A 25,307-nucleotide genomic window follows, 5' to 3' on the forward strand; every position below is an offset into this window, starting at 1 on the left:
GCGGATCCATCGAACCTGGCGTTAGCACTACCTGCGGAGTGCAGGCTTGCTGCGGCGTCTCGGAGCCAGGCCTCTCAGCCGCTCTGGATGGGTTGTGCTCCGAGTCAAGCATTACTGGCAGGTCCTCGGGAAGGGCGCTGTCATGCGGAGGAACAGCAGGACAAAATACGTCATCTTCGCGCCTTCGCCCTGCCGGAAAACGGGCAGATAAGACGTCATATGACCTTCGCATGACGCACTTGGCATGCCGGAACTGGATCTCAAGAGCGTTCCCGCAGGCATCGATTGGGAACACAGCGTGGATCAGGGCACTTCCATGCGACCGCATAGAATGGCCATTCAAGATCAATCGGCAGAAGAGGCGGCAAGTGGATCCAGCAGGCGTGATTGCCTTCATGTTCGGGTTGCTGAGCATAACGCTGGTCGCAGCGTTCCTCGCCCCGATGGCACGGGACCGGAAGCTCGCTCGCAATGCGGCGATCGGCATCAAGACGCGCCACACCTTGGCCAGCGATGGGGCCTGGCTCGCCGGGCATCAGCAGGCTGCGCCCCTGCTTGCCGCGGCTTCCTGGGCCGGTTGGGCGGCATTGGCCAGCGCAGCAGTTCTCTGCCTGCTGGGCCAATTCGGTTTCGCCTTCGCCGCGACCGGAGCCGGCTACCTGGCCGCCATCGCGTTGCTGGTGATCTCGACTGCCACAGCGAATAAGGCCGCGCGGAGCTTCCCGGCGGCAGGCCTGGGCTAATCCAGTACTGCTTAAAGCAACGGATCGCGCCATCTGCCGATGGCGCGATCCGTTGCTTTCTTGGAAGGCGTGCTGCTAAAGCAGTACGGCTCCCAGGACCAGTACAGTCAGGAACCCCGCGGTGCCCTGGATGGCGGTAGCCACGCTCAGGGTCTTGTAGGCGGTGATCACCGGAATGCGGCTGAGCTGCGAGACGACCCAGAAGTAGGAGTCGTTGGCGTGCGAGACAACCATCGCACCGGCGCCTACTGCCAATACGGATAGCACCATGCCCAGCTCCGAACCCAAGCCCAGGGAGCCGAGCATCGGAGCGACCAGCGCGGAAGTGGTCACCATTGAGACGGTGGACGAGCCCTGGGCGGACTTCAGTGCAGCGGCGATCAGGAATGGCACAGCCAGGCCCAAGCCCAGTCCGCTGAGTGAATCCGAAAGAATCGTGGTCAGATCCGACGCGGCCAGGACCGCGCCGAAGCCGGCGCCGGCACCGGTGATCAGCAAGATCGGAGCAGCGGTGCGTACAGCTTCGTTCATCTGCTCATTGAAGACCGCCAGCTTGCTGCCACCGCTCAAAAGGAAAGTCGAGGAGATCAAGCCGAAGATCAGCGCAATAACTGGCGTCCCCAGGAAGGAAAGGATTTCCAGGGCAGCGCCTTCGCCCATCGGGTGCGAGGGCAGCTTCGCAATGGATGCGGCACAGATCAGCACCAGCGGAACCAGGATCGGCATGAAGGCCAGCGCCGGGCTGGGCAATTTTCCGAAGCTTGCACGCAGCTGCTCATAGTCGAGTTCGGAGATGTCATTGTGGTCGTCGCTTGGCAACGGGGTCCATTGGGACTTGTTGAAGCGGCTGGCGTAGGCCAAGCCGGCAAGTGCCGAGATGGCCGCAACGGGCAATCCGACAGCGATGATCAAGCCCAGGTTATCGGCAATGCCGATGCTTTCGGCTGCGGCCAGCGGGCCCGGAGTTGGAGGCACCATGGTGTGGGTCGCGTACAGGCCGGTCATCAGGGCGATGGAAGTTGCCAGCCCGGAGACCCCGGTACGCAGGGTGATGGCTTTGCGCAGCGAGTTGAGCACCACGTATCCCGAGTCGCAGAAGACCGGAATGGAAACGATGTAGCCGATAATCGATAGCGTCAGGTTGGGGAACCGGGTACCGAGGACCTTGATCAGCGCATCTGCCATGGAGATCGCGGCGCCGGATTTCTCCAGGATGACACCGATCATTGTTCCGAACAGGATCACCAGTCCGATATTTCCCATGGTGCTGCCAAAGGCCGTGGTGACCGTCGAAGCCACGTCGGCCAGCGGAATCCGGTAGGCGAAGGCCGCCAGGATAGCTGCGCCAACGAGGGCGAGGAATGGGCTGATCTTCAAGCGTGCTGTGACCATCACGATGGCCACAACAAGGATCAGCAGAACAAGCAGTTCGTACACGGCGGGTTGGCTCCTTTGCCAATATCGGTAGTTCAATGCGCCCAGCCCGCAATGGCTCAACGGGTGGACCAGCCCTATCGGCAAAGCTGCTCAAGGCTTTGCCCGTTGGGCTAGATGCCACCGTGCCACCCCGGTTTCGGGCGCAAAGATCGATCATCTTGCCAATACTAGGAAAAGTGACCCCGAATACCTATGGGCACACGACCACATTTCCCTGGGTTCGAAAGAGCCAATGTGTGCAAACACCCCACCCTTCCCAGCCCCGGCGCCAGCTCCCTTCGTTTCCAGGGCCTAGAAAACATGCAGCTGGCCCAAGGCCACTCTCGCGTAGATGGCATGCTGGAGTTTCAGGGATTCGCTGGACCGCCGAATATCGACGCCGCTGACCTGGCTTATCCGCTCAAGTCTTTGCACCAAGGTATTGCGGTGAATATGCAGATCCGTGGCCGCTTGGCTCATCGAAGCAGCTGTCGCAACGACCAGCAGGGTTCTGGCTTGTTCCTCATTGAGCTGCATCGCTGGGGCAGCTGCATGGTCCAGGCTGCGGGCTGGGGTGCGGGCGATAGCCACAGCAATTTCCCGGCTCCACATACGGCGCCGCGCGTGGGATGGCACGAGTGCCGGATAGCCCACCAATACGCGCAGCACTTCGGTTTCGGCCATGAGATCTTCGGCCTTTTCGACAGGCGCGGAGACCAGGAAACGTTCCTGGTCCATGCGCTCGGGAGCGAAAGCTGTCTCGCTGGCAGCGCAAAGCCTCCAGTACGCGCCGGAAAGGCTAATCCATGACGTGCGGTGATGATCCTTCGCCGGCTCTTCGAGCGACGGATCCCCCACGCTTCGGGGCAGCCAAGCTTCAATGCATTTCGGCCCGCGCAAACCATGCGCTGCGAGCGAGCGGTCGATCACTTCAGGTGCAACGCGACCGGCGATTAACGCAGAAATAATGTCGCGGGCTTCGGTCTCGCGCCGCGCGCTGCGAGAGTGCTCGCGTTCCTGGGCAAAGAGCAATTGAACGGTCAATGCAATTAGGCCGGCCAGCGGTTCCACCTCGTGGGGAGCTCCGGTCACGCCCACAACGCCGCAGAGCTGGTCGTTCAGCACCAGCGGCACATTGACCCCTGGCTGGGTTCCGGCCGAGCCGTCGGCCTGGTTGACACGGATGATGTTGTTGCGGCGGATCGCCTCTGCGCTGCCGTCGTGGTGGGTACCGATACGCGCAGCATCCGTAGAAGCAATGATGACTCCGTGAGCATTCATGATGTTCACATTGCGGTTGATGGTCGGCGCAATCGTGTCGACGACTTTCTGCGCCAACGCGCTAGCCAGCCGGGGTTGCTCCTTTTCGCTCATGAGCTCATCCTATCGGCCCGGGACTGCGCAAAGCAGTCCCGGATTAGAACATTGCCGCTAGTCGAGCTTGACGGTGACCGACTTCAGCGAGGTGTAGGCCTCGATGCCTTCACGGCCATTTTCCGCGCCCCACCCCGACTGCTTGAATCCGCCGAACGGCATGTTCGCATCCATGCCGGCACCGGTATTCACCCTGACGTTGCCGGCCTGGATTTTCTTGGCGAAGGTCAACGCGCGGGAAATGTCCTGGGTGAAGATCACCGAATTGAGACCGTAGTCGGTGTCGTTGGCCCGGCGCAGCACCTCGGCCAGCGAATCCTCGTCGCCGAAGGTGCTCACCGAGAGCACCGGCCCGAAGATCTCATCCTTGGCGATGGACATGTCCGGACTGACATTTTTCAGCACGGTGGGCTGCACGAAGAATCCTTCTTCGCCTTCGGCCAAGCCACCGGCAACGAGTTCCGCGCCATCAGCGATGCCCGCCTCGATGTACCCCAGCACGCGCTCGCGCTGCGCCTGGGAGATCAGCGGGCCCAGCTGGGTTCCTTCTGCCAGGCCAGCGCCCAGCTTGAGGTTCTTCGCGAATCCGGCGATGCCTTCGATGACCTGGTCTGCGATGTCTTCGTGGACATACAGTCGCGACCCTGCCGCGCAGACCTGGCCGGAGTTGCCGAAGATGCTCATGGCCGCGGCCGGAATGGCCTTGTCCAGATCCGCGTCGGGATAGATCACCACCGGGGATTTGCCGCCCAGCTCAAGGCTCAGCCGCTTGAGATTGCCCGCTGCCGACGCCAGCAGCTTCTTGCCTACCGCGGTGGATCCGGTGAAGGAGAGCTTGTCGACATCCGGATGGTCGGCGAGCGCTTGGCCAGCCACCGGCCCCAAGCCCTGGACCACGTTCAGCACACCGGCCGGGATGCCTGCTTCAAGCGCAATCTGCGCCATGCGCACGGCGGTCAGCGGGGTCAGCTCCGCGGGCTTGAGCACGACGGTGCAGCCGGACGCCAGCGCCGGAGCCACCTTGGACAGCGCAATGGTGAAGGGGACATTCCATGGCACGATCAGTGCGGCCACGCCCAAGGCTTGGCGCTGGGTATAGGCGTGCCAGGTTCCTGGCAGGGAAATATCGCGGGTTTCGCCGTTGAGCTTGGTGGCCCAGCCGGCGAAGTAGCGCAAGGTCTCGATGCCCGCGGGCAGCTCGCCAAAGCGGGCGATGTTGAAGGGCTTCCCGCAGTTCAGGGACTCCAGGGTAGCCAATTCATCGAGGTTCGCTTCCAATGCATCAGCGAAGCGGTGCAGCGCCCGCTGGCGTGCTGCCGGGGTCATTTCTGCCCAGGGCCCGGACTCGAACGCTGCACGGGCGGCAGCTACTGCGCGGTCGATGTCCGCTGCGGTGGCAGCCGTCGTCTCGGTCAGCAGCTGGCCAGTGGAGGGATCGGTTACCGGCAGCTTCTCCCCCGAGCCAGCGACCTCCTGGCCATTGATCACCAGCGGAAGGGGCGTGGCCGCCAAAGCGGCGCGAAGCTGCTGAGCCAGCGGAACGGCGGAAAGATCTGTTGCTGTCATGGAATGTATCTCCTGGTCTGCCCGGCGCGCTTCGTCGTTGGCATCATTTTGAATGTGAGTCTTGCCACACAATCATACTAAAGATATATTGTGATTCAAGGAATACATTTTGATGCTCAATGTACTTCTTCTTCCGGGAGCCGACCCCGGTCGACAACTCGCAGCCTTCGCCTAGGCACCAAGCTTTCAAGGAGATCCCTATGGTCACGAAACGACGTTTTGCACGGAAGGCCTTCTCCGGCCTCGCAGTCTCTGCCCTCGCAATCGGCACCCTGGCCGCGTGCGGATCCAGCGAGGAGGCCAGCGCCGACGGCCCGGTGAAGCTGCGCGTCGCCATTGCTCCGATCCAGTTCGAAACCGCACGCATCGCTGAAGAGAAGGGCTACTTCGAGGACCAGGGCCTGGACGTTGAATTGGTCAATGGCGCCGACCCCGCCGCCCTGCTGGCCCAGGTGGTCTCTGGTGACGTGAACGTTGCCATCGGCTCGTGGATCAACGTTGCCACCTCCTTCTCCCAAGGTGTTCCGATCCAGGTCATTGGCGGCAACGGCATGGTCGACCCGGAAGCCGACAACTCCGGCGTCATGGTGGCCAAGGATTCCGGGGTCAAGGAACTGGCAGACCTGAAGGGCAAGACCATTGGCGTAGTTGGCGTGAAGTCCGGTGGCGACATCCCCGTGCTCCAGGCATTGGAAGCGGCCGGCGTGAAAGAAAAGGAAGTCACGGAAGTTGCTGTTCCCTACGCGGGCATGGAAGCGGCCCTGGAACAAGGCACCGTGGATGCAGTAGTGCCTGCCGACTCCTTCTACCACCAGATGTCGGAGAAGGGCTACCAGACCATCTCCAACCCGGTACAGGAATTCCAGTCCAGCATGCCGGTAACCGTTTGGACCGTGCAGAAGCAGTGGCTGGAGCAGAATGGCGAGACCGCCAAGAAGTTCGACGCAGCTATGCAGGATGCCGTGAAGTTCTACTCGGACCCGGCCAATCTGGAGGAAGTCCGCAAGGTCCACGCCGAAGCCAACCAGATCGATGTAGCCGATGCGCCCAAGACCTTCGTCCCGGCGGACGTCACCTTCAACGTGGCTGAAGCCCAATCCGGCATCGATGCCATGGTCCACTTCGGCCTGGTCGAGAACAAGGTCATCGTCGAAGATGTGCTCTGGGACGAAGCCCCTACCCGGGCTTCGGCAGACGCCAAGTAGCCCACGTCCGCTACGCCCAACCGGTGGCGTCATCCCCTGCGCTGGCGCCACCAGCACCCCTAGCTTGCAACTGCTTACTCAAGGATTCCCATGAAAGAGTCAACGATTTCACCGGGTCTGCTCTGGACCCTGCGCATCGTGGCCATCGCCGCCCTGCTGGGCATCTGGCAACTGGTGATCGCCTCAGGAACCATGCCCTCCATGCTCCCCGGCGTGGAAAAGATCTTCTCTGCCATCGCCGAAGCCCTGGGCCAAGCGGCCTTCTGGGGCGGGCTAGGCAAGACCCTGCTCGCAGCCCTCACCGGCTGGCTCATTGCTTCGGTCGTGGGTGTCGTCCTGGGCCTGGTCATTGGATCAGTTCGCTTCCTCGACAACTCCACCTCGATTCTGATCGATTTCGGCCGTTCGTTCCCGGTACTGGCCCTGATGCCAGTCGTGATCATGCTGCTCGGCTCGAACACCATGATGGAAATCGTCGTCGTCGCGCTGTCCTGCCTGTGGCCAGTGCTGATCCAGACCATCTACGGCGCACGCCGCCAGGAAGCCGCGGTTGCCGACACCGTCGCCGTCTTCCGCATCCCGCCGATGCTGCGCTTCACCAAGGTCCTGCTGCCTTCTGCCCTGCCGCTGATCGCGACCGGTGTGCGCATTTCCTCGGCCATCGCCATCCTGGTGGCGGTGGGCGTTGAAGTGATCTCCCAGGCACCAGGCATTGGACGCCAGATCACGCTGATGCAGCAGGCGCAGCGTTGGGATCTGGCCTTCGCCTACCTGTTCTTCGCCGGCCTGACCGGATGGGCCGTCGCCCTGCTCTTGCAACAGGCCGAAAACCGTTTGCTGAAGTGGAAGAGGCAGAACGATGACTAACGCAACTTTGAACGCCCCCGCAGTGCCATCACGCGCTTCGAAGGCCAAGGCTCCGAGTTCCTCGGCGGCCGCCGGACGCAAGATACTGGTTTCTTCATGGCTCATCGTTGCCGTGGTTGCGGCTTGGTGGTTCGGCTCGGCAAACTCCACGAACTTCTTCGTCCCCTCGCTGGAGTCCATCCTCGAAGCCTTGGTCCGCGACCTGGGCAACGGCGTGATTATTTCCGGCGCCTGGTACTCGCTGTCCAATCTCTTTGTCGGCTTGGCCCTGGCTGCCTTCTTCGGCATCTGCGGCGGACTGCTGCTGGGCGAAGTCCCGTTGCTGCTGAAGATCGTTGACCCGATCATCCACTTCTTCCGCGCTGTCCCGCAGGCAGCACTGGTTCCGATGATCATCGGCGTCTTCGGCATGGGGCAGGGCCCGAAGATGGGCACCATCGCCTTCGCCTGCATGTGGCCGATCCTGCTGAACACCATCGATGGCATCCTGGGCATCGAGCCAACGGTGCGCAAGTTCTCCAAGGTCTACCGCATCCCGCGCGGCCTGCACTTCCGCCGCGTGATCCTGCCCGGTGCCACCCCGCAGATCGTGGCCGGCATCCGCGTCGCGTTGCCGATCGGCATCACCGTGATGGTGGTTTCGGAAATGTTCGCCTCCATTGAAGGCCTGGGCTTCTACATCCTGAATTCCTCGGCCACCTTCAAGGTTCCGGAGACATGGGCCGGCGCACTGCTGGTCGGTGTCATCGGCTACATCATCTCGATCCTCTTCGTGCTCGTCGAAAAACGGATCCTGCGCTGGTACCACGCCTCCGGCGCCCAGTAGCCTCCGTTTCCGTCCGACCTTCCATCTTCTGACCAAGGAGAATCCCATGACCACCCAAGCACCCGTTGAAACGACCATGGAAACCAAACCGTTGCTCATGAAGGTTCGCGGCATGTCCATGAGCTATGGCGCCGGCCCGGCCGAAAACAAGATCCTGGAGAATTTGGATCTGGACGTGGAGTATGGCCAATTCATCTCGATAGTCGGCCCTTCGGGCGTCGGCAAGACCACCTTGCTGCGATGCCTTTCCGGCTTGCTGAAGCCAAATGCCGGAACCATCGAGGTTTCCGGCACGAAGATCAACGGCCCGCACCCCGATCTCGCCGTGGTCTTCCAGGACTACTCGCGTTCGCTGATGCCGTGGATGACCACCCGCGAAAACGTGGCCTTCCCGCTGCAGGGCAAGGGCATCGGCAAGGCCGAGCGCAACAAGCTGGCCGATGAGCATCTGGCTGCCGTGGGCCTTGAAGGCCAAGGCGGCAAGTTCCCCTGGGAAATGTCAGGAGGCATGCAGCAGCGCGTGGCCATTGCCCGCGCCTTGGCCTACAACGCGAAGGTGCTGCTCATGGATGAGCCCTTCGCCTCGGTTGATGCGCAGACCCGCTTCGACCTCGAAGACCTCGTGCTGGACTTGCAGCACAAGCTGGGTGTGACGATCCTGTTAGTCACCCACGACATCGACGAGGCGCTGTACCTGGCCGACAAGGTGGTCGTGATCGCGGAGAAGCCGGCCACCGTAGTCGACGAGATCGTCACCGGTTTCGGCGAGACCCGCGACCAGCTGGCCACCAAGGCTGACCCGCGCTTCACCGAGGCCCGCGCACGGATCCTCGTGCGCCTGCGCAAGGACTGATCCCCATGGCACTCAGCGCACGGGCAGCACTGGCAAGGCACGGCGATGGCAGCTTCAGCATTGAGGACATCCACGTTGATGCTCCGCTGGGCGCGGAATTGCTGATCGAAGTCAAAGCAGTTGGACTGTGCCAGTCCGATGCCCACCTGGCGGGCATGGATCTGGGCCTTCCCGCCCCGCTGCTGCTGGGCCATGAAGTCGCCGGGGTGGTGCTCAGCACCGGCAACCAAGCCTGCGGTTTCACTGCGGGCGACCACGTGCTGGCCGCCTTGATCCAGTACTGCGCGCAGTGTGCGCTGTGCCTTTCGGGCCAGGAATACCGTTGCGCCAACCGCCCCAGCACGCTGCGCACGGCCGGCCAAGCACCGCGCGCCAGCTGCAAGGATCAGCCGGTGATGCAGATGTTCGGCACCGGCGGATTTTCCCAGTACACCTTGGTGCATGCCAACCAGGCAGTACGGATTCCCGAGGAGTTGCCCTTCGCCCAAGCCGCGGTGATGGCCTGCTCCACGCTGACCGGTGCCGGGGCAGTGTTCAACTCCGCCCAGGTGGCCCAGGGGCAATCCGTCGCAGTCATTGGCGCTGGAGGCATCGGGTTGAACGCGATCAATGCCGCCCAGATCGCCGGCGCTTCGAAGATCATCGCAGTGGATCTGAGCGATGAGAAGCTGGAACTGGCCCGCGAATTCGGGGCAACGCACACGATCAATGGCGGCAGTGGAGACGCTGTCGCCAAAATCCAGGAAATCACCGGCGGCGGGGTGGATCATTCCTTCGAGATGATCGGCCTGCAGGCCACCAGCTTGCAGGCGGTGCGCATGACCCGTGTAGGCGGGGATGCCTATCTGGTCGGGTTGCATAAGCCCGGCGCGCAACTGCCGCTGGATGCCATGGCCGACATCATTGGGCCGCAGCGCAGCCTGCACGGGATCTATATGGGCTCTTCCAGCCCGCAACGTGATGTCCCCAAATACACCGAGCACTATCTTGCCGGGCGCCTCAAGCTCGACGCGCTCGTTGCCCGGGAACTTCATATCTCGCAGATCAACGAGGGCTTCGCAGCGATGAAGGCCGGGCAGGGCGTTGCCCGTTCGGTCATCACCGATTTCAGTTGATTGCCTGCCACTTCATACCCCCTTCAAGCACGACGAGGCCATCTTGAGAACTCCATCTTCCGCGCGCCGGGCCCTGCCCCTGTCCGCGGTCCTGCTCGTTTCCACCATGGCCTTGGCCTCTTGCGGCAACGCTGGGCAAGGCGCCGAAACACCGGGCGGCTTGATCCCGCTGAAGGTCTCGGTGGCCGGCATCCAGTTCGAGCCGGCTTACCTCGCCGAATCCCAAGGCTTCTTCGAAGACCATGGCTTGGACGTTGAAATCATCAATGGCGCAGACCCCGCCGCCCAGATTGCTTCTGCTATCTCCGGCGAGGTGGACATCGCCACCGGTTCCTGGGTCAACGTCGCCACCTCCGTGTCAAAGGGCCTGCCGATCGAAGCGCTGGCTTCGAATGGCGTGGTCGACCCGAACGTCGATAACTCCGGAGTGCTCGTCGCCAAGGACTCTGGGATTGCGAGGCTTGCCGATCTCAAGGGCAAGACCATCGGTGTCATCGGCGTGAAGACCGGCAGCGATCTGCCGGTCTTCCAAGCCCTGGAAGACGCAGGGGTGGGCGCCGAGGAGTTCAGCGAAGTGGGCATGCCCTACGCCGGGATGCAGGCCGCGGTGGAGACCGGGACCGTTGACGCGGTCGTCCCCAGCGACGTCTTCTACCACCAGATGATTGCGGCCGGCTTCCCCTCCTTGGGCAACCCGGTCCGCGAGTACCAGGGGAATCAGCCGGGCACTTTGTGGCTAAGCACTTCCCAGTGGGCCGGTGCGAATCCAGATACTGCCAAGGCCTTCGTATCGGCCATGAAAGAGGCAGTGGAGTTCTACTCCGATGCAGCAAACCTCGAGGAAGTGCAGAAGATACACGCCGAGGTCAACCAGATTCGGGTGGAAAAAGCTCCAACGCGGTTCGCCTTGGCAGGCACCGCGTTCGATGCAGAGGCTTCCCAGTCAGGCCTGGATGCAATGGCACGCTTCGAGCTCATTGACAAGCCCGTAACAGTGGATGAAGTGCTCTGGGAGCACGCGTCTCGCAAATAACCAGCACCGGCAAATCCTTGGACAGCGACTGGCGCGATGCTAGGCTCACGGGAGCACGTTCTGCCCACGGAAGGTTCACCATGAGTTCGGCAATCAGTTACCTCACCGGAGGATTTCTGGTGTCTCTGCTTGTCACCCTGAACATGACCTGGAACCAGCACCTGCCCGGCATCACCGGGTCCGTGGCGGTTGCGCTCAGCTTCATCGGGTTGCTGGGCTGCGTCTTGTACGCCACGCGCATACAGCGCCGCGCGCAGACCGGAGAGTAGCAGCACCCCCAGAACATGAAACAAGGCCAGCGGTTCAAATAGAACTGCTGGCCTTGCTTCGTTCAGCGACCGGCGTCGATAAATCTAGAAGGTAATCACGCTTCGGGCCACCGCACCGCCACGCAGCTGCTCGTATCCCTTGTCGATTTCATCCAAGCTGATATGCGCTGACACCAGTTCGTCGAGCTTGAAACGGCCCTGCAGATACAACTCGGCGTACATGGGGATATCCACCTGGATATTGCTCGACCCCATGGCCACGCCACGGATGCCCTTCTGGCGTCCCATCAGGTCTCCAAATGGGGTGATGCTGACCTGCGCGCCGGGCTTGTGAACGCCAATCAGGTACGCGGTGCCGCCGATTTCCAGCATGGCCACCGCCTGCTCGCTGGTGGCTTGCAGGCCGATGACCTCGAAGGCATGCGTCACTCCCCCGCCAGCAATCCGCTTGACGGTTTCCACCGCATCGCCCTCCCCGCCGTTGATGACGTCGGTGGCACCGAAGACCTCGGCCAGCTCCAGCTTGGCCGGCTGCAGGTCGATAGCGATGATGCGGGTCGCGCCAGCCAGTTTCGCGCCCTGGATGACGTTCAGCCCGACACCACCGGCGCCGATCACGGCAACGGTATCGCCTGGACGGATGCGCGCGGTATTAATAGCCGCGCCAGCACCCGTGACCACTCCACAGCCAAGCAGCGCCGCGCGGTCGAACGGGATAGCGTCCGGAACCCTTACGACGGTGTTCTCATGCACCAGCACCTGTTCCGCGAAGCCGCCAACACCGATGAACTGGGTGAGCCGCTGCCCGCCCAGGGACAATCGCGGATTCTGCTGCGCGGTGCGGTCGGTGTGCGAGGGCACGCGGCACTGGTAGGGTTTGCCGGTGCGGCATCCCTTGCAGACCCCGCAGCTGTGCACTGGAGAAGTCACCACGCGGTCCCCCACCGAGAGCGAGGTGACAGCCGAACCGACGCCCACGACCAGACCCGAGACTTCGTGGCCGAGCACCGCTGGCATGGGGAAGCCGATGTCCGACGTCGCCACGTGCAAATCCGAGTGGCACAGGCCGCTGGCCTTCACGTCAATGAGGACTTCATGGGCTTCGGGGTTGTCAATGCTGATGTCCAGGACATCAAAAGAGCCGGCAACTTCAGAAACGACTGCTGCTTTCATGCTTCCTCCGGAAAATAGTCGCGCAAAGGGGGTGACGCAGAACACTAATGAAAATATACTATTAGAAATAATGCATTTTTATAAAAAGAATCTAACGAAGGATCTGCAATGCGCGCAGCGGTCATCAACTCCATCGGCGAAGGTTTCAGCATCGAGGAACTCGAAGTCGACGAGCCGCGGGGGCAAGAAGTTCTGGTGAAGGTCGAAGCCGCAGGCCTGTGCCACTCGGATCACATAGTTGCCACCGTAGACCGCGGGCGCCCCTTGCCGATGGTGGTCGGCCACGAAATGGCCGGCACCGTCATCGCGCTAGGCCCCGAAGCCACCGACTTCGAAGTGGGAGACCATGTCATCGCCACGGAAATCAGCTTCTGCGGGAGCTGCGAAGAATGCGTCAACGGAGCGACCTACCGCTGCTTGAATCCCCAGCATGCGCTGCGCGGACCGGATACCCCGGCACGCTTGACGCGCAACGGCGAGCGCGTAGAAGGCTTCGGCGTGGCCGGTTTCGCCGAGTACACGGTCCTGCACCAGAACAAGCTGGTCAGGGTGCCCAAGGAAATCCCATTCGCGCAGGCTGCTGTGCTTGGCTGCGCGACAGCCACCGGCGTGGGCGCGGTGCTCAACGCCGCCAAGGTTTCTCCCGGGGAAACCGTCGCGGTCATCGGCTTGGGCGGCATCGGCCTGAATGTCATCCAGGGAGCCAAGCTGGCCGGCGCCAAGACCATCATCGGCATTGACCTGCAGCCAGAGAAGCTGGAGCTGGCCAAGAAATTCGGAGCCACCCATGTCATCAACGGCGGCACCGAAGACGTGGTCAGCGCCATCCGCGCCATCACCGGCCGCGGAGTCCACCATTCCTTCGAAGCCATCGGCATTGCCCCCACGCAGCGCCAGGCCCTGGAAGTCGCCAAAACCGGCGGACACGTGTATTTCATCGGCATTCCCCAGGGCAAGCCGCTGGAAATGAATATCATGCTGGACCTGCTGATCCCGCAGCGCAATCTCCACGGCATCTACATGGGCTCCTCCACGGTCCGCAATGACATTCCCTACTACGCCGAGCTCTATCTGCAGGGCCGGTTGAATCTCGATGACCTGGTGGCGCAGGAGATCCAGCTCGACGAGATCAACGAAGCCTATGCAAAGCAGGAAACCGGGTCCATCGCCCGCAGCGTGATCCGCTTCTGATCCGCATGAGCAACAAGCTGCAGGCCGCGAACCAGTTTCCTGGTTCGCGGCCTGCAGCCCAGCTAGTGGCGGCCAGCCTCTATTTGCCTTCCTTGGCGGCCCGCTCCTTCTCGATGGCTTGGACCTGGGCAACCATGTCCGGAGCAAAGGCATAGAGCTTGCCCTCTGACTGATGGACCCAGAAGCGCCCGCACAGATCAGTCGTCTCGCTTTGGCCATCGGCTGGCCACCAGTCGGCATCCAAGGTGCGGGTAGCTGAGATCTCGTCAGGCTCGAGGTTCTTGGTGCGCGGGTCAGAAGCGTAGGCCTTGGCCAGTTCGGCTTCGGTCGGATTCCCAACGGTTTCCAGCGCCTTGCACTGTTCGCTGTCCAGCTTGCCGTCGTAGTTCAGCATGAAGATGCGTTCAGCGCCGGTATTGCGCTGGACCAGCTGAACGTCGGTGCCGCCGGACGGAACCCAGTCGGGAAGCACGCCATCGGCCACGGCCTTCTCTGAAGTTTTGGCAGTTCGAGTGGTGGATTCATCGTACTTGTCGACGAAGAGATCAGAACCGCTGCAGCCGGTGAGCAGGAGAGCGAAGGGAAGGGCGAGCGCGCCAGTGGCGAGGTACTTTTTCTTGAGCATGATTCCATCGTAGAAATTTCCGCGGCCCGGGGAATCAGCGATGCGAGGTAACTATCCCGTGCCCGGCTCATACCCTCGGCTGATAGTTTCCACTTCTGGGATCAACCCTGAAACTCCATCTCACCCAGTAAAAGCACTCGCTAATATCCGCACATCGCCACTGCTTATTGGTAGATTGCCTACGAACCAAACGCTACTTAGGAGCCATCACCGTTGACGACTATTGACCCTGCGGCACTTGAATCGGAACTGCGCATCGCAGAAGAACGGCGCCTTTCGGCCATGCTCGCCCGTGACCTCGAAACCTTGGGGAACCTGCTTGAGCCGGATGTGCAGTACACCCACTCCACCGGTCGTGTCGATGACCGCGACTCATTGCTGGAACTGCTCGGTTCCGGGGCCGTCGAATATTTGGCGCTCAGCCACGACTTCGAGTCCGTTACCCAGGAGGGCAACGTGGTGGTCGTCGAAGGCAGCATGAAAATGCATCTGATTTCCGGAGGCGTCGAAAAGCATCTGGCAACTGCCAACCGCACGGTGTGGGCCAAGACCGGCGGCCAGTGGAAGGTGCGCCTCTTTGTCGGGGCCACAGCGCAATAGGCCCGCACTTCGACGCTTTAAAAGCCACGGCGGCAGGCTGGATCTTCCAACCTGCCGCCTTTCCACAGTGGCTATCGCCTCAATGCCTAAACCTGGCCGCCATGGCGGGCCACTGCTTCACGAGCCAGCCCCTTGCCGAACTCGGTGTGCGCGGCAAGCGCTGCCTGGGCCGCTGGCGCGTCACCGGCAGCCAGCGCTTCGGTCAATTCTGCAACGTGGCGGTGGTCCAGCTGGCGCGACCACTGCTCTGCGGTCAGCGCTTGGCGCCAGACGGTGCCAATTCCCAAACGGCGGAAGGAATCCACCAGCTGGCTGGAGCCGGCAACGCCAACCAGAGCATCGTGGTAGGCGACATTCAGGGCCAAGAACTCTTCCAGGTCGGATTCCGAAGTCTCACGCAGGTCAGCCAGCTTCGCGGTGATCTCGCGCAGGCTGGAAATGGTCTCTTCGGAAATCTTGCCCAGGTGCGAGGCGATCACCCCGGACTCGATGGTGGCGCGCGAGTCGTAGGCCGAATCGGTCAGTTCTGCGGTAATCGGCTTTGGCTGGTATTTTCCGGTTTCGGTGCGGAAGACCAGGTGCTCGCTTTCCAGCTTCACCAGCGCGTTGGCTACATGATCAGCGTCGGCCCGGGAAGCCGCGGCGATGGCATCCACGTCGAGGTCTTCGCCCAGTGGACTGGTGCGCAGCAGCACCCAGGTGCGGGTGGCCTGGTAGGCAGCCAACTCCTTGGTGGGCTCGAGGCGGCCCATGGTTCCGCGGTAGTAGGCCAGCGGTTCGCGGTCATGGGCTTCAGCGTGGCTGACCAGTCCCAGGAAAACGGTGTGGGTACCGCCGGTCGGGGTTTCGGCCACATGGCATACGATCGTGGCTAATGCGCCGTCAATCAGCGGGATGCCCTCCGCGGAGAAGGTATGCGGCACGGTAGCGAACTTGTCCTCGCCCTTGCGGCCGAAGTGGAAGGCCAGCGCGCCTTGGTCCTCGGCCAGGATGTTGATGCCGAAGACGCCTGCTTCAACTACCCGGTCATGGGTGGAGCTGGAGCGGTTCAGGCAAGCGAGCATCATTGGCGGTTCCATCGACAGGGAGGACACTGCCGAAGCGGTGGTGCCGTAGAGCTGGCCGTCCACGGCCGTGGTGATCACCGTGACACCGGAGGCGAAGTGGCCTACGACGTTGCGGAAGGTGTTCATGTCTACTGGGGTGACCGATTCAAGGTTGATGATGCTCATGGGAGTTGCTCCTGGTAATTCGGGGTGAAGTTTCTAGCGGGGTCCAGCGCCGCCATCAGATCAGTCAGATCCGGTGCGCTGGCGAGGTGTTCGAGCTGGTGCTGCAACGCGTCCTTGCGTGCTGCCAGTTCTGGATGCGAGAACTCGAGATTCTTCGAGAACTTCTCAACTACCTGGTCATGCTCCAGGGGTGTGCGCAAGATGTTTCCGTCCGGGTGCTCCACGCGCACGTGGCGCACCTCGCCGCTGCGCAGCCGTGCAGTGATCTCCGCCGTCAGCCGCTGGCTGTTGGGCAGGGTGCCGGCTAGCTCGATGCGCCCGAGCATCTGCGCCAGCTCCGGGTCCGCCAGCGCGCTGGCGGTCAGGTGCTCGGGGCGAACCGTTCCGTGGATCAAGGCGATCGCCGCGGTGGCGTGCACCGAGAACAGGGCTGCCACGGTGCGGGTGTCCCCCGCCTCGAAGCGCGCCCCGACGAATCCGTTCAGGGTCCGCTCGCTCAGGTGGACGGTGAGGCATTCGATGTCCTTGTAGCCCACCGTGCCGTCGGCCACCAGTTCCGCGCAGGCCTGCAGCGAAGGCTGCGCGGCCCGGCAACTGGCAAAGGGCTTGATCGTGCAGTCCCCATGGAAGCTCACGCCAAGATCCGCCACCGCCAGTTCCGGCTGCGCGTCGATGCCGAACAGCTGGAAGTAGCCGTGCTTGCCGGTCAGCGGATCATCCGCCGCCTTCATGCCGGCTTTGGCCAGTTGCGCGGCGGAAATTCCGGAGCGGGCGGCGAAGGCCATGGGCAGCTTGAAGCCGTTGGCCCCATCGAAGATCGCCGCCACATTGCCCGAAGCCTGGTTGACCGCAATGCCGATGGCATGGCGTGCCTGCGCCTTGTCCAGGCCCAGCATCCGGCTGGCGGTTCCAGCGGCGGCCAGGGCATTCAAGGTGCCGGTATTATCCTGCCCCGAGTACACGTCGAAGCCGCCGGCGATGGCCAGGCGGGCTGCCAGGTCATCGCCCAGCGCCAGCGCGGCCAGTGCTTCTTCTCCGGTGGCGCCGGTGGCTTCGGCCAGGGCCAGCACGACGGCCACGGTGGTTCCGGAGATGTGGGCGGCGACCTGCTTGCCGGCCGGGCCTTCGGCTTCCACCGGCTCGAAGTCGAAGGAGCGGATCAGGGCCGCGTTGACGAAGGCCGCGGAGGTGGCCGGAAGCTTGATTCCGGTACCCAGCACGGTTGCTTCATCGCCGTGGCCCCAGGCCTGCGCCGCTTCGATGAGTCCGGCAATGTCGTCGGCGCGGTGCCCTGCCAGCCCAACGCCCACCGAATCCAGCAGGCGCTGGTTCACGCGCTGGATCGTGGCCGTCGGCAGCTGGCCGTACTGGGTTTCCAGCAGGTGCTCGAGCAGCGCATCGAGCACATCGGGCGTCGGGTTAGCCATGATTTTCCTGCTTCCCTAGGCGCGCGTTGCCGCGGCGTCCAGGTCCAGTGCGGCCTGCTCGGCGATGACCGGGCTGATGCCCAGCTCGGCGAACATCGCCTCGAAGGCACCGGTCTCACCCTTCATCTGCGCCTTGCGGTGATCCAGCCCGCGGGCACGGCTGACCGACCCCAGGTAGAAGCGCTCGTACAGTTCGATGCGGCTGCCCAGGGCGGATCCGGCGAAGTCCCAAGCGGTGCGGAAGATCTTGGCGCGTTCCTCTGGCGCGATGCCGTTGGCTCCCGGCAGGTACTTCTTGAGCAGTGGGCCCAGGCGCGGGTCCTCGAAGGAGGCCGCGGTCGGGGTGGCCAGCAGGTTGTGGCTGCCCATGGACTTGATGATGTCGTTCACGCGGGCCATCCAGATGGGCATCATGGTGCGCAGCGCGGAGATGTCGTCGTGGCAGAAGAACGCCCCGCCGCCCCATTCCGACGCGTTGACCTCGGCCGAGTGGATCACGGCGCGGGCGATGCGCAGGTAGGAGTAGATCTCGCCGAGCATCGATGCGGTGTCCGGCTTGTTGTCGGTGGCGGTGACCTTGGCCATCTGCACGCACAGGTCGTAGGCGAATTCCAACTTCACCGACGCGCGGATGGCGGTCTGCTGCTGGGTGTTGCCGGTGGCGGTGCCGGCGTTCAGGGAATTGTAGACATCGAGCTGGCCGTCGATGAACACGCGATCCCAAGGGACCAGCACGTCGTCGAAGATGATGACCGCATCCTGCTCGTCGAAGCGCGAGGAGAACGGCTTGTCCACTACCGGCTGGTCCACGCCGTAGTGGTCGCGGCAGACCGAGACCACGCCGCTGGTGGCGACCGGGATCGCGAAGGACAGCGCGTATTCCTCGTAGCCCTTCTGGATGGGCACCGCCGGGTAGACATAGAGCTCGTCGGCGATCGGGCCCAGGGTGGCGAGCATCTTCGCGCCGCGCACGATCAGGCCTTCAGCGGTGCGGTCCACCACGCGCAAGGTCAGCTCTTCATTGATGCCCTGCAGTTCGCCAACCGACTTGTCGATGGCCGCGTGCACGATGGTGTGGGTCAGCGCCAGGTCGTTTTCCTGCACATGGCGCCAGTAGTTCTCCAGGCGCTCGTAGTAGACTGGGTCGCCGGATTTGGCGAAGATGTCCGGGCGCGAGGCGTGGCCGGCGAGCACCACGTTGACGTAGTCGGGGGTGCGGCCGAGCATGCCATTGGAGTAGCGGGCCAGGCGGTCGAACGCGCGGTGGCGGCGGGCGATGTCTTCTGCGTTCTTGGGACGCAGCAGGGAGACGTTGTGCTGTTCGCCAGTCTGCTCGTCGTTCATCAGGCAGTCATCGGCGTACTTGTGCTGGTAGTCGAAGTAGGCGGCCATGCCGTTGATCGAGCCGGCAAATGCCGGGTGCTCGGTGACGTCAATGCGCTGATCGCCCAGCCAGACCTCGCGGGAATCCTTGAGCCCTGCCAGGTACTGCTCTCCAGTGCGTGCACTCATCTTCGCTGCTCCTTATCGGGCGTCCCGCTGAGCGGGTTCAAAAATATATTCTGTGCATCAGTTTATATAACTTGTGTGACCCAGATCAAGCTCTGGACCGAAGAATTTTTTCAAACCCGCAGGATTACACGGTTTTCAAAGGCCGGAGAAAATATTATCTGTCTTAAAATGCGTAAAAAGTGGACAAGGTTAGTGAAATGGGCCACTATGGCTTAAGTCACATCAGCGATCAGGAAGGGTTCTCGACGTGTCCGACTCGCAACAGAACCAGCCAGTGCCGGCAATGGAGCCAAGCGACTCCCTCAACACCAAGGATTTGCGCCGCATTCTCGGATCCAGCTTCTTGGGCAGCGTCATCGAGTACTACGACTTCATCTTGTACGCCACTGCGGCGTCGCTGATTTTCGACAAGGTCTTCTTCGGCAACCTGAGCCCGGGCTTGGCACTCTTCGCCTCCTTCGGCACCTTGGCCGTCGGGTACATTGCCCGCCCGCTGGGCGGCATCGTCTTCGGCCACTTCGGCGACCGCCTTGGCCGCAAGAATATGCTGGTGCTTTCCATGATGATGATGGGCGTAGCCACCGTTGCCATTGGCCTATTGCCGACTACCGCAACCATTGGCGCAGCTGCCCCGGTCATCCTGGTCTTGCTCCGCGTGGTCCAGGGAGTCGCAGTTGGCGGCGAATGGGGCGGCGCCACCCTGATGGCCCTGGAACATGCACCCGCTTCCAAGCGCGGTTTCGCAGCTTCCTTCGCTAACGCCGGCGCACCGGCCGGTGGCCTGCTGGCCACCTTCCTGGTTTCCTTCATCTCCTTCTCCACCGGTGATGCGTTCCTGGAATGGGGCTGGCGCATTCCGTTCATCTTCTCGGCAGTCCTGATCATCATCGGCATGGTGATCCGCCTGAAGGTCGCAGAAACTCCGGTCTTCCAGGAGCTGGATGCCAAGGCCGCCGAGCGCAAGCAGGAGCGCAAGACTCCTATCTCGCTGGTGCTCAAGAACCATTCGCGCACCGTGATCATCACCCTGATCGCTTCCCTTGGCTTCTACACCTGCCAGGGCGTGCTGACTTCGTGGGGCGTTTCCGAAGCCGCGGCCCAGGGCGTGGACCGCTCCTTTGTGCTGAACACCAAGGGCTACGCGGCCATGGTCACCATCGTGGTCTGCCTGCTGGCCGCCAAGCTCTCGGACAAGTACGGCCGGAAGATGATCCTGACCATCGGCGGCACCGCCGGCATCCTCTGGGCCTTCCCGGCAGTCTTCCTGATGAGCAACGGCACCGGCTGGGGCTTCGCAGTTGCAGTCATCGTCGGCAACGGCGTCATCCAGGGCATCCTGGCCGGACCGATCGGCGCCTACATCTCCGAGCTGTTCCCAGCTGATGTCCGCTACACCGGCGCTTCGCTGGCCTACCAGGGCTCCTCGACCCTTGGGGCCGGCTTCACCCCGATGATCTGCACCGCGCTGGCCGTCAGCTTCGGCATCACCGCCGTAGGCATCTTCTGGGTGGCAATCCTGATCGTCGGGCTGGTCGCCATCCGCATCAGCCCGGAAGGCGCCGCCCTGCCTCCCAAGGCAGCCGCGTCAGCGCCGTCCAACGCAAAGCTGAACGCCTGAACCCCGGCACCTGTCCGCGTATCAGTTGGTACGCGGACCAGCTTTTAACACCTAACATCAATTTTTCTGAACCCTATGGCGCAAAAGTTCTCCATTTACGACTTTAGAGACTCTTGAAACCATGGACTCAGTGCTTCCCGTCACATCCGCAGGAAAGGATGAGTTTCAATGACTCCCAAGAACCCCCAGCACATGGTGCTCACGACCTTCATGCTCCCCGCTGGCTACCACAAGGATTCGTGGCGCATGGATGGCTCGCGCTCCGAAGAGCTGGCCAACCTGGAATTCGTCTACGACCTGACCAAGATGGCTGAAGACGCCAAGCTGGACGCCATCTTCTTCGGCGACATCGTCCATGCCAACACCGTGATGCGCGGCGATATCAAGATGAACGGCTTCTACGAGCCGATCTCGGTACTTTCCGCACTGGCAGCACGCACCAAGAACATTGGCCTGATCGGAACCGTTTCCACTTCCTTCTCGGAGCCTTACAACCTGGCCCGCCAGATGGCCGGCCTGGACCACATGTCAGGTGGCCGCGCCGGGTGGAACATCGTGACCAGCTCCGATGGTTTCCAGAACTTCGGCATGGACTGCGCGCCGGATCCGGCCACCCGCTACCGCCGCGCCACCGAGTTCGTCGAGGTAGCCAACCAATTGTGGGATTCGTGGGAAGACGACGCCGTCACCAACGACAAGGAGTCGGCATGGTACGTGGACACCGACAAGATCCACCCGATCAACCATGAGGGCGAATTCTTCAAGGTGCAGGGCCCGATCAACATGCCGCGCAGCCCGCAAGGCCGCCCGGTGCTGGTGCAGGCCGGCTCCTCGGGACCAGGCATGGAACTGGGCTCCTCGGTGGCCGATGGCATCTACACCGCGCAGCCGCTGAAGGAACCATCGGTGGAGTTTTACGCCAAGTTCAAGGCGATGGCGGCTGCCAAGGGCCGCAACCCCAACGACATCAAGATCATCCCGGGCATCCTGCCGATCCTCGGCGACACCCAGGCCGAAGCAGATGAGCTGGCCGAGGAACTGGCCAACCACATCCACCTGGAAAACGGCCGCGTGCAGGTGGGTGCCGATCTGAAGATGGATCTGTCCTCGCTGGACTTCAACGAGAGGATTCCCGCCGAGTGGTTCTCCGATGACCCGGCCCTGGGTTCGCGCTACCAGATATACCGCCGCAAGTCGGTGGACCAGGGCATGACCCTGCGCGAGCTGATCGTTGACCTGGCCCGCTCCACCGGACACCAGTGGATGGCCGGCACCGCCTCGGCAGTGGCAGACCGCATGATCGACTGGTTCGATTCCAAGGCCTGCGACGGCTTCAACCTGAACGCCCCGTTCAACCCAGGCGGCTTCAAGCTCATCTGCGACAAGCTGGTCCCTGAATTGCAGAATCGTGGCTACTTCCGCACCGAATACGAGGGCACCACCCTGCGGGATAACTTCGGATTGTCCTACCCGTCCTCGATCCGCACGCGCGTCTAGCCGCTAGCTGCGCCGGCCCGCATTCTCGAAGAGTTCCGCGGCGACTTCCACCCAGGCTTGGGCACGGGAGTTCAGCCGCGAACTGCGGGGCCAAGCCACCGAAACCGGAACCACTGCGATATTTTCGTCATCGAGTTTCAGCGGCTTGAGCACCACGTTCAGCTCTTCGTAGGGTGCTTCCAGGGCCGGCTGCTGGAACAGCACAGCCACCCCGCGGCCGGTACTGACCAGCGAGCGCACGGTCGCATAGGAACGTGAGCGGTGCCGGATCATCGGTTCCAGCCCGCTGCCCTGGTACAGGCCGAGGATGCGCTGGGTGATCGGCTCGGATTCGAAGAGGACCAACGGCTCCTTCGCGATTTCACGCAATGATACCGAGGGGCTGGCCGTCAGCGGATGCCCGGAAGGCAGCAGTATCTGGGCCTCGGCCATCGCCACGGTGGCCGAACGCAAGGCTGGTGAGATCTCCGATCCGTAAAGGAAGGCGACATCGATGGAACCATCGAGCAGCGCATGCTGCATTTCCTGGTGGAACCCCTCCAGGAAATCGACCTCCACCTTCGGGCATTGCTGGGCAAAGGCACTGAGCATGGGCGGAATGATGATCGGGCCCAGGGGCATGAAGCAGCCAACGGTTAACGGGCCGGCAAGCTCTTCGCGGGTCCCCTGGCCCATGGTTTCCAGATCATGGGCCCGCTCCAGCAGTTCCCGGGCCTGGAGCAGCACGGTCTTGCCGGTCGCGGTCAACGTCAGCCCCTTGGCCCGGCGCTTGATCGCCAGCTCGGCACCGACGATGCGTTCGAGTTCCGCTATGGACATGGAAATTGCCGAAGGCGCCAGATGCAGCCGGCGGGCAGCTTCGGCCATGGTTCCAGCCTCGGCCGCGACAACGAAGTGCCAAAGCTGGCGCAAGGTCAGTTGCGGGTGGGACACAAGATTCATGTCATCAAGCATATTGATGACGGCACGAAACAAAGCAAGTTTTTCAGATTAAGACAGTGGGGCCGCGGCGTTCGCCGATGGCCAGTGGAAGGGTGAATCATGGATCGTCGTGAAGAATTTCTTGAGGCAGCCAAGGAAATCGTTGGCGCAGAAAACGTTGTTTCCTTGGGAGATTCCGAGGGCTACTTGGATCCCTACCCGCTGAACCCGGGCCGTACCCCTTGGCCCGGCATCCGCCCGGCCAGCACCGAGGAAGTGCAGGCCATCGTCAAGCTGGCCACCGAGCACGAGGTACCGTTGTGGACCTTCTCCTGCGGCAAGAACCTGGGCTATGGCGGCCCCGAACCACGCGATACCGGGATGGTGGCGCTGGATTTGAGCCGCATGAACCGCATCATCGCGGTCGATGACCGGCTGTGCTACGCCGTGGTGGAGCCCGGCGTCACCTTCTTCGATCTCTTCGAATACATCAAGGAACGCGGCCTGAAGGTCTGGATGTCGGTTCCGGCCTTGGGCTGGGGCTCGGTCATGGGCAATATGCTCGACCGCGGCTACGGCATGACCCCGCTGGGCGACCACGTGAAGTCCTTGTGCGGCATGGAAGTGGTCATGCCCGACGGCGATCTGGTCCGCACCGGCATGGGCGCGATGGACGGCACCGAGCTGGGCCCGATCTTCCAGGGCGGCTTCGGCCCGACCTTGGACGGACTGTTCACCCAGTCCAACTACGGCGTGGTTACCCAGGTCGGACTGTGGCTGATGCCGGCACCGCACACCTACGTCAATGGCGATATTTTCGTCGACGACGAGGCGCACCTGCCGCAACTGATCGACATCCTCACCACCTTGCGCCGCGAGGAAATCATCCAGAACAATGCCCTCTGCGGCAATGTGGTGCGCGCGGCAACCATGCGCGGATCGCGCGCCGACTTCTGGGATGGCGAAGGTTCCATTCCCGACTGGCGCCTGGAAGAAATGCGCCAGGAATTCGGCATTGGCCAGTGGAACTGCAAGTTCGCCTTCTACGGCGACCGCGGACTGTGCGAACGCCGCCTGCAAATCGTCAAGGACAGGATCAGCGTGATCCCCGGTGCCCGCGTTGACGCCCGGTTCTACTCGGGAGAAGAAGGCTTGGCCTTGCAGCATGAGGACATCGCCGCCCAGGACCGCACCCAGATGGCCGGCGTCCCGACCTTGAAGCCGCTGTCCACCGTGGGCTGGGCCGCTGAAAACGGCGGACACATCGACGCGGCGCCGATCATCCCGGCCCGCGGCGAACTCGTGGCCGAGTTCTACCAGGAAGCCAAGAAGCTCTACGCGAAGCACGGCTTCGACCTGTACATCGGGTACCACCTGTACCCCCGGCATATGGTTCACGTGACCATGATCTTCTTCGAGCGCGGCAACCAGGAGATGCTTGCCCGTGCGCGCGCCCTGTACTCCGAGCTGCTCGATGCGGCCCGCGCCCGCGGCTACGCACCGTACCGCAGCCACGTGGACTACATGGACCGCATTGCCGACGGCTTCGACTTCAACGACAACGCAGCACGCCGCCTGCAGGAGAAGATCAAGGATGCACTGGATCCGGCGGGGATCCTGGCCCCTGGCAAACAGGGCGTCTGGCCTGCGCGCTTCCGCGATCAGCGCTCCAGCGTCTAGCCCCAAGCCTGTGCCTTGAGCCACGCATGATCCCCTCACCGCAATAGGCAGTGGGGGGATTTTCATATGGCTCTTCCCCGGAATTAGCGTCGACAGAGAATTGGGCATACGCCCCCGCCAGCTCGGAAGATGCTAGGAAAGTACAGCACTCCATTTTTACATGCGTTGATTTAATGAACCATTGATATAAAGTGGAGAAGATCGGGCACAACGCGCAATCGTGATCACACTGGTATTGAGCATATGCAAACCGACGAATCCCGAATGAGCGCCAGAGGAGCAGTTAAGTGAAAGACTTCTTCCAGTCCCTGTCCAAGCGTGCATTTGCGATCCTCATCGCTATCGTGGTTCTGATTCTGATCGCAGTGCCAACAGCTCTGATGTCAGGACTTCTGAGCAGTATCTTTGATTCACCGGCAGAAGGCATCCGAGTATTTTTCATCATGGTCGGCGCTGGCGCAGTTCTCCTTGTATGCGAGCTATTCATCGAAGAAGCACGCGAACGCCGCCAACTGAAAAAGCGGGCTCTGGCATCGGGCAAAAAGAAATAATCTCCTGCTGGCA

General features: G+C 62.3%; 23 protein-coding genes and 1 riboswitch. Of the genes, 14 read left to right on the plus strand and 9 right to left on the minus strand.

The window, feature by feature from the left end; all coding sequences use genetic code 11:
- Positions 1-3: 3 nt before the first annotated feature.
- Positions 4-94: riboswitch (SAM riboswitch) on the minus strand.
- Positions 95-368: 274 nt separating this feature from the next.
- Entirely contained in the window at positions 369-743 is a 375-nt protein-coding gene (locus ACIQTS_RS04985) for a hypothetical protein (RefSeq protein WP_402471731.1), read from the plus strand.
- Positions 744-818: 75 nt separating this feature from the next.
- On the opposite strand, the gene ACIQTS_RS04990 is transcribed toward ACIQTS_RS04985, so the two are convergent.
- The 3 genes from ACIQTS_RS04990 to ACIQTS_RS05000 all read right to left on the minus strand — a co-directional run bounded on the left by ACIQTS_RS04990 (position 819) and on the right by ACIQTS_RS05000 (position 5,099).
- Positions 819-2,180, minus strand: coding sequence for a GntP family permease (locus tag ACIQTS_RS04990; RefSeq protein ID WP_402471733.1), 1,362 nt, complete (start codon positions 2,178-2,180; stop codon positions 819-821).
- Between the two features lie 291 nt (positions 2,181-2,471).
- Positions 2,472-3,533, minus strand: coding sequence for a CdaR family transcriptional regulator (locus ACIQTS_RS04995; protein WP_402471736.1), 1,062 nt, complete (start codon positions 3,531-3,533; stop codon positions 2,472-2,474).
- A gap of 57 nt (positions 3,534-3,590) precedes the next feature.
- Positions 3,591-5,099 carry an aldehyde dehydrogenase family protein gene (locus tag ACIQTS_RS05000; RefSeq protein WP_402471739.1) on the minus strand — a complete coding sequence of 503 codons (1,509 nt, stop codon included), beginning with the start codon at positions 5,097-5,099 and terminating at the stop codon, positions 3,591-3,593.
- Positions 5,100-5,299: 200 nt separating this feature from the next.
- On the opposite strand from ACIQTS_RS05000, the gene ACIQTS_RS05005 reads away from it, so the two are divergent.
- From ACIQTS_RS05005 to ACIQTS_RS05035, 7 genes are all read left to right on the plus strand, one after another.
- Positions 5,300-6,304: an ABC transporter substrate-binding protein gene (locus tag ACIQTS_RS05005; RefSeq protein ID WP_332595029.1), complete on the plus strand. Its 1,005-nt coding sequence runs from the start codon at positions 5,300-5,302 to the stop codon at positions 6,302-6,304.
- A 90-nt stretch (positions 6,305-6,394) separates the two neighbouring features.
- Complete coding sequence (locus tag ACIQTS_RS05010; protein WP_402471742.1) at positions 6,395-7,171, plus strand: ABC transporter permease; 777 nt, start codon at positions 6,395-6,397, stop codon at positions 7,169-7,171.
- Positions 7,164-7,997, plus strand: a complete 834-nt coding sequence (locus ACIQTS_RS05015; protein ID WP_402471744.1) for an ABC transporter permease — start codon at positions 7,164-7,166, stop codon at positions 7,995-7,997. Before ACIQTS_RS05010 ends, ACIQTS_RS05015 begins: the two co-directional genes overlap by 8 nt.
- A 46-nt stretch (positions 7,998-8,043) precedes the next feature.
- Positions 8,044-8,850 carry an ABC transporter ATP-binding protein gene (locus ACIQTS_RS05020; protein ID WP_402471745.1) on the plus strand — a complete coding sequence of 269 codons (807 nt, stop codon included), beginning with the start codon at positions 8,044-8,046 and terminating at the stop codon, positions 8,848-8,850.
- Positions 8,851-8,855: 5 nt separating this feature from the next.
- Entirely contained in the window at positions 8,856-9,965 is a 1,110-nt protein-coding gene (locus ACIQTS_RS05025) for a zinc-binding dehydrogenase (RefSeq protein WP_402471748.1), read from the plus strand.
- Positions 9,966-10,008: 43 nt separating this feature from the next.
- Positions 10,009-10,998, plus strand: a complete 990-nt coding sequence (locus ACIQTS_RS05030) for an ABC transporter substrate-binding protein (RefSeq protein ID WP_402471751.1) — start codon at positions 10,009-10,011, stop codon at positions 10,996-10,998.
- Between the two features lie 119 nt (positions 10,999-11,117).
- Positions 11,118-11,267, plus strand: coding sequence for a hypothetical protein (locus ACIQTS_RS05035; protein WP_166650762.1), 150 nt, complete (start codon positions 11,118-11,120; stop codon positions 11,265-11,267).
- An 84-nt stretch (positions 11,268-11,351) separates the two neighbouring features.
- On the opposite strand, the gene ACIQTS_RS05040 is transcribed toward ACIQTS_RS05035, so the two are convergent.
- Complete coding sequence (locus ACIQTS_RS05040) at positions 11,352-12,440, minus strand: alcohol dehydrogenase catalytic domain-containing protein (RefSeq protein WP_402471755.1); 1,089 nt, start codon at positions 12,438-12,440, stop codon at positions 11,352-11,354.
- A gap of 108 nt (positions 12,441-12,548) precedes the next feature.
- On the opposite strand from ACIQTS_RS05040, the gene ACIQTS_RS05045 reads away from it, so the two are divergent.
- A complete protein-coding gene (locus ACIQTS_RS05045; RefSeq protein WP_105656456.1) occupies positions 12,549-13,631 on the plus strand; it encodes a zinc-binding dehydrogenase in 1,083 nt (360 codons plus the stop codon).
- A gap of 79 nt (positions 13,632-13,710) precedes the next feature.
- On the opposite strand, the gene ACIQTS_RS05050 is transcribed toward ACIQTS_RS05045, so the two are convergent.
- Positions 13,711-14,256 carry a hypothetical protein gene (locus ACIQTS_RS05050; RefSeq protein WP_105656457.1) on the minus strand — a complete coding sequence of 182 codons (546 nt, stop codon included), beginning with the start codon at positions 14,254-14,256 and terminating at the stop codon, positions 13,711-13,713.
- Positions 14,257-14,469: 213 nt separating this feature from the next.
- Here ACIQTS_RS05050 and ACIQTS_RS05055 point away from each other — a divergent pair, with 213 nt between their 5' ends.
- On the plus strand, positions 14,470-14,856 hold the full coding sequence (locus tag ACIQTS_RS05055; RefSeq protein WP_402471759.1) for a nuclear transport factor 2 family protein: 387 nt from the start codon (positions 14,470-14,472) through the stop codon (positions 14,854-14,856).
- A gap of 86 nt (positions 14,857-14,942) precedes the next feature.
- On the opposite strand, the gene ACIQTS_RS05060 is transcribed toward ACIQTS_RS05055, so the two are convergent.
- The 3 genes from ACIQTS_RS05060 to ACIQTS_RS05070 are packed head-to-tail and all read right to left on the minus strand — an operon-like array spanning position 14,943 to position 19,027.
- Complete coding sequence (locus ACIQTS_RS05060) at positions 14,943-16,088, minus strand: flavin reductase (RefSeq protein ID WP_402471761.1); 1,146 nt, start codon at positions 16,086-16,088, stop codon at positions 14,943-14,945.
- Entirely contained in the window at positions 16,085-17,515 is a 1,431-nt protein-coding gene (locus tag ACIQTS_RS05065) for an MmgE/PrpD family protein (protein ID WP_402471764.1), read from the minus strand. The genes ACIQTS_RS05060 and ACIQTS_RS05065 overlap by 4 nt, the downstream gene beginning before the upstream one ends.
- Before the next feature lie 15 nt (positions 17,516-17,530).
- On the minus strand, positions 17,531-19,027 hold the full coding sequence (locus ACIQTS_RS05070; protein WP_402471767.1) for a 4-hydroxyphenylacetate 3-hydroxylase family protein: 1,497 nt from the start codon (positions 19,025-19,027) through the stop codon (positions 17,531-17,533).
- A 247-nt stretch (positions 19,028-19,274) separates the two neighbouring features.
- Between ACIQTS_RS05070 and ACIQTS_RS05075 the strand changes: the two genes are divergently transcribed.
- On the plus strand, positions 19,275-20,645 hold the full coding sequence (locus ACIQTS_RS05075) for an MFS transporter (RefSeq protein ID WP_402471770.1): 1,371 nt from the start codon (positions 19,275-19,277) through the stop codon (positions 20,643-20,645).
- Positions 20,646-20,813: 168 nt separating this feature from the next.
- Entirely contained in the window at positions 20,814-22,142 is a 1,329-nt protein-coding gene (locus ACIQTS_RS05080; RefSeq protein ID WP_402471772.1) for an NtaA/DmoA family FMN-dependent monooxygenase, read from the plus strand.
- Between the two features lie 3 nt (positions 22,143-22,145).
- Here ACIQTS_RS05080 and ACIQTS_RS05085 read toward each other — a convergent pair whose 3' ends face one another.
- Positions 22,146-23,084, minus strand: coding sequence for a LysR substrate-binding domain-containing protein (locus tag ACIQTS_RS05085; RefSeq protein ID WP_402471775.1), 939 nt, complete (start codon positions 23,082-23,084; stop codon positions 22,146-22,148).
- 99 nt (positions 23,085-23,183) lie between these two features.
- Between ACIQTS_RS05085 and ACIQTS_RS05090 the strand changes: the two genes are divergently transcribed.
- Together ACIQTS_RS05090 and ACIQTS_RS05095 are read left to right on the plus strand one after the other, a co-directional pair.
- On the plus strand, positions 23,184-24,743 hold the full coding sequence (locus ACIQTS_RS05090) for an FAD-binding oxidoreductase (protein ID WP_402471777.1): 1,560 nt from the start codon (positions 23,184-23,186) through the stop codon (positions 24,741-24,743).
- Positions 24,744-25,030: 287 nt separating this feature from the next.
- A complete protein-coding gene (locus ACIQTS_RS05095) occupies positions 25,031-25,294 on the plus strand; it encodes a hypothetical protein (RefSeq protein WP_402471780.1) in 264 nt (87 codons plus the stop codon).
- The last annotated feature ends 13 nt before the right edge of the window (positions 25,295-25,307 follow it).

Source organism: Glutamicibacter sp. NPDC090743 (assembly GCF_044769125.1).
Lineage (GTDB): Bacteria > Actinomycetota > Actinomycetes > Actinomycetales > Micrococcaceae > Glutamicibacter.

Coding starts and splice junctions, on each gene's coding strand:
- ACIQTS_RS04995 (WP_402471736.1), bottom strand. CDS start 3,533: ATGAGCGAAAAGGAGCAACCCCGGCTGGCTAGCGCGTTGGCGCAGAAA.
- ACIQTS_RS05000 (WP_402471739.1), bottom strand. CDS start 5,099: ATGACAGCAACAGATCTTTCCGCCGTTCCGCTGGCTCAGCAGCTTCGC.
- ACIQTS_RS05005 (WP_332595029.1), top strand. CDS start 5,300: ATGGTCACGAAACGACGTTTTGCACGGAAGGCCTTCTCCGGCCTCGCA.
- ACIQTS_RS05010 (WP_402471742.1), top strand. CDS start 6,395: ATGAAAGAGTCAACGATTTCACCGGGTCTGCTCTGGACCCTGCGCATC.
- ACIQTS_RS05015 (WP_402471744.1), top strand. CDS start 7,164: ATGACTAACGCAACTTTGAACGCCCCCGCAGTGCCATCACGCGCTTCG.
- ACIQTS_RS05020 (WP_402471745.1), top strand. CDS start 8,044: ATGACCACCCAAGCACCCGTTGAAACGACCATGGAAACCAAACCGTTG.
- ACIQTS_RS05025 (WP_402471748.1), top strand. CDS start 8,856: ATGGCACTCAGCGCACGGGCAGCACTGGCAAGGCACGGCGATGGCAGC.
- ACIQTS_RS05040 (WP_402471755.1), bottom strand. CDS start 12,440: ATGAAAGCAGCAGTCGTTTCTGAAGTTGCCGGCTCTTTTGATGTCCTG.
- ACIQTS_RS05045 (WP_105656456.1), top strand. CDS start 12,549: ATGCGCGCAGCGGTCATCAACTCCATCGGCGAAGGTTTCAGCATCGAG.
- ACIQTS_RS05050 (WP_105656457.1), bottom strand. CDS start 14,256: ATGCTCAAGAAAAAGTACCTCGCCACTGGCGCGCTCGCCCTTCCCTTC.
- ACIQTS_RS05060 (WP_402471761.1), bottom strand. CDS start 16,088: ATGAGCATCATCAACCTTGAATCGGTCACCCCAGTAGACATGAACACC.
- ACIQTS_RS05065 (WP_402471764.1), bottom strand. CDS start 17,515: ATGGCTAACCCGACGCCCGATGTGCTCGATGCGCTGCTCGAGCACCTG.
- ACIQTS_RS05070 (WP_402471767.1), bottom strand. CDS start 19,027: ATGAGTGCACGCACTGGAGAGCAGTACCTGGCAGGGCTCAAGGATTCC.
- ACIQTS_RS05080 (WP_402471772.1), top strand. CDS start 20,814: ATGACTCCCAAGAACCCCCAGCACATGGTGCTCACGACCTTCATGCTC.
- ACIQTS_RS05085 (WP_402471775.1), bottom strand. CDS start 23,084: ATGAATCTTGTGTCCCACCCGCAACTGACCTTGCGCCAGCTTTGGCAC.
- ACIQTS_RS05090 (WP_402471777.1), top strand. CDS start 23,184: ATGGATCGTCGTGAAGAATTTCTTGAGGCAGCCAAGGAAATCGTTGGC.